Source organism: Geminisphaera colitermitum TAV2, assembly GCF_000171235.2.
GTDB classification, from domain to species: Bacteria; Verrucomicrobiota; Verrucomicrobiia; order Opitutales; family Opitutaceae; genus Geminisphaera; species Geminisphaera colitermitum.
In genome coordinates this window covers 1-2,953 of sequence record NZ_ABEA03000223.1, presented here as the reverse complement: position 1 = coordinate 2,953, position 2,953 = coordinate 1, and the positions used below count along the sequence as shown (strand labels likewise).

At 61.5% G+C, this 2,953-nt stretch carries 1 protein-coding gene and 2 pseudogenes; 1 reads left to right on the top strand and 2 read right to left on the bottom strand.

Going from position 1 to position 2,953, the window contains the following annotated elements; translation table 11 throughout:
- A pseudogene (locus tag OBACDRAFT_RS24675) lies at nt 1-244 on the top strand (phytoene dehydrogenase); the annotation flags it as partial.
- Nucleotides 245-726: 482 nt separating this feature from the next.
- On the opposite strand, the gene OBACDRAFT_RS24670 reads toward OBACDRAFT_RS24675, so the two are convergent.
- Together OBACDRAFT_RS24670 and OBACDRAFT_RS24665 are read right to left on the bottom strand one after the other, a co-directional pair.
- Nucleotides 727-2,496 carry a GspE/PulE family protein gene (locus tag OBACDRAFT_RS24670; RefSeq protein WP_043589893.1) on the bottom strand — a complete coding sequence of 590 codons (1,770 nt, stop codon included), beginning with the start codon at nt 2,494-2,496 and terminating at the stop codon, nt 727-729.
- Nucleotides 2,497-2,701: 205 nt separating this feature from the next.
- Nucleotides 2,702-2,953: pseudogene (locus tag OBACDRAFT_RS24665) on the bottom strand (hypothetical protein); the annotation flags it as partial.

The following is a 2,953-nucleotide window of genomic DNA, read 5'->3' as shown; positions in this document are numbered from 1 at the left end:
CCCCCCCCCCCCCCTCCCGCCGCTGTCGGTGGCGACGGACATGTTCACGCCGTTGACGATCACGCGCTACACGGGGCACGAGCAGGGGGCGATTTACGGTTCGCCGCAAAAGCTGCGCGATGGGCGCACGAGTCTGGCCAATGTGTATCTGGCGGGCACGGACCAGGGTTTTTTGGGCATCATCGGGGCGATGCTGAGCGGCATCTCGATGGCCAATTTCCATGTGTTGCAGCCGTCGGGTTAAGTTGGGTTAGAGCATTTTCGGTTGAGTTGTGTCCGTTGTCTTGGCGGTAGGGAGGCCTTTGTGCCCTCTGCCGAGGGCAGCCCTTCGGGCCATCGCCTTCGACGATGCCATCTCCGCACTGCTGCGCTCCGTCCGAGGCCTCCGTTGTGCGTGGTGAGAGGATGCGAAACTCATAGGTGGATGGAGCGTGGTTTCGGAGGCCTCGGAGAGGCCTCCCTACCAAGTGTCAAATGGCTACAGTTTAAGGGAGGTTCTAAAAATCAGAAATTACACAGAGATCACGGAGGAGGCACAGAGTTTAGGAAGGACAAAACGACTTTGCTCCTTTTTCCGTAAAAAACATTATTTCATTTATAATAAATGAATTACAGAGACATTCATTCGCGAGGAAAATGTCCTTCCACCGGACAGGCCTCCCCAAACTCTGTGCCTCCTCTGTGTCCTCTGTGTAATTTTTAGAAGTTCCTTTAAATGAAACTGCTCTAATTCGAAGTTCCGAGTTGGAGGCGGCGGGTGAGGCGGTGGTTTTCGGCGATGGAGATCACGCCTTGCTGCACTTTGCGCCAGCCTTGCTCGCGCAGGGGGCGCCAGCCTTGTTTGCGGGCGAGGTCGCGCAGGGCCACGGTTTTTATGCCGGAACCAGACCCAGAACCAGAACCGGACCCGCCTCCGGCTCCGGCGGAGAGGAGGTCAACGACTTCGTCGGTCATGACAAAGAGTTCGTAGATGGCAACGCGGCCGCGTTCGCCGGTGCCGCGGCATTCGGGACAGCCGGCGCCGCGCCAGGCTCGGACTTCGGCAGGGGCGATGTTGAGGGCGGCGGCGATTTCGGCGCGGGTGCCGGGTTCAATGGCGTCGTCGGGGCGCGAGCAGTGGGGGCAGACGCGGCGGGCAAGGCGTTGGGCGATGCTGCACACGAGCGAGGAGCCAATGACCCAGGGTTCGACGCCCATGTCCACGAGGCGGGCGAGGGCGCTGACGCTGTCGTTGGTGTGGAGGGTGGAGAAGACGAGGTGCCCGGTCTGGGCGGAGTGCATGGCGACGTCGGCGGTTTCTTTGTCGCGGATTTCGCCGATGAGGATGATGTCGGGGTCGTGGCGGAGGACGGCACGGAGGCCGGCGGCAAAGTCGAGGCCGAGTTCTTCGCGGGTCTGGATTTGGGAGGTGCCGTCGAGGGTGTATTCGACGGGGTTTTCGATGGTGATGATTTTGCGCAGGCCGTCGCGGGCGGCGGCGAGGAGGGCGTAGAGTGTAGTGGTTTTTCCGCTACCGGTGGGGCCGGTGAGGAGGGCGAGGCCTTGGGGGAGGCGGGTGAGTTCTTCGAGGAGGGCGCGTTGCTCGGGTTCCATGCCGAGGCGGGAGAGGTTTTCGACGAGGAGGTTGTCGCGGCTGAGGATGCGCAGGCAGATGGATTCGCCGTGGGTGGTGGGGATGATGGAGACGCGGAGGTCATACTGGCGGCCTTCGTGTTTCATGGCGATGCGGCCGTCGTGGGCAACGCGGCGCTCGGTGATGTTGAGGTCGGCCATGACTTTGAGGCGCGACACGAGGGCGAGGTAGTGGGAGCGGAGGCCGTCGGGGGTGGGGACGTCCTGGAGGAGTCCGTCGATGCGGTAGCGGAGTTTGACGGTGTGGGCGAAGGGTTCGAGGTGGATGTCGGTGGCTTCGAGGCGGAGGGCTTCGGAGAGGAGTTGGTCAACGAAGTGGATGATGGAGGCGTCGTCGGCAAAGGGGGATTGCGTGCCTTGGACGTCAAAGACGGTTTGGTCGCCGGAGTCGGGGGAGGCGTGGTTTTGGGAGAGTTTTTGAATGGTGTCGGCGCCGAGTCCGTAGTGGCGTTTGACGAAGTCGCGCAGGGCGGTGGGGCCGCAGAGGGCGGGGCGGATGCGGAGGCCGAGGAGGAGGCGGAGTTTGCCGAGGTCGGTGCTGGTGGGGGGCTCGGCAAAGGCGGCGGTGAGGAGGCCGTCTTCGAGGGTGATGGGCGCAAGTTGGTGCGAGAGCACGATGCGCATGGGAACTTGGGCAATGAGTTCGCGGGTGGCGGTGTGGTCGGTCAGGTCGATGTATTCGAGTCCGTGCGCTTCGGCGGCGGCTTCGTAGGCGGCGCGTTCGGTGGCGAAGTCGAGGTCCACGACGGCACGGTGCAGGGGGATTTGCTGGAGCTGGCTGCGGCGGCGGGCGAGGTCGAGTTTGCGGGTGTCGATGATGCCGCGGCGGGTGAGGGCGGCGGCTTCCTGGTCGGTGAAATTCATTGGGAGAAAAAAGCTAAAAAGCTGAAAACTAAATCGGTTTATTTGGTCTCACGCGGAGGCGCGGAGACGCGGAGAGAAGAGGTCAATGGAGAAATCCATAATATATTCGTATAAATTATAATTATGTAATTTTATTCTGGTCTCTCCGCGTCTCCGCGCCTCCGCGTGAGATTTGAATTTTGCGACAGATTGAATCCAAAATTCTCTAGTTTTTTCCGGCGCTGGGGACGGGGAGTTGGATGCGTTTGTTGAAGGCGACTTTGAGGAGGGTGTCGCCGCGCGCGAATTGGGCGGAGTCGGTGTCGCAGGCGAAGAGTGTCCAAGGGCCGGTGACGGTGTCGCCGGGGGAGACTTGCACGAGTTTTTCCCCGACTATGAGGTAGGCAATGCGGGCTCCGGTGGGGAATTCGGCAAGGCCGCGGTAGGTGACATCGATTTGTTTTTCAGCCGGGGGCGC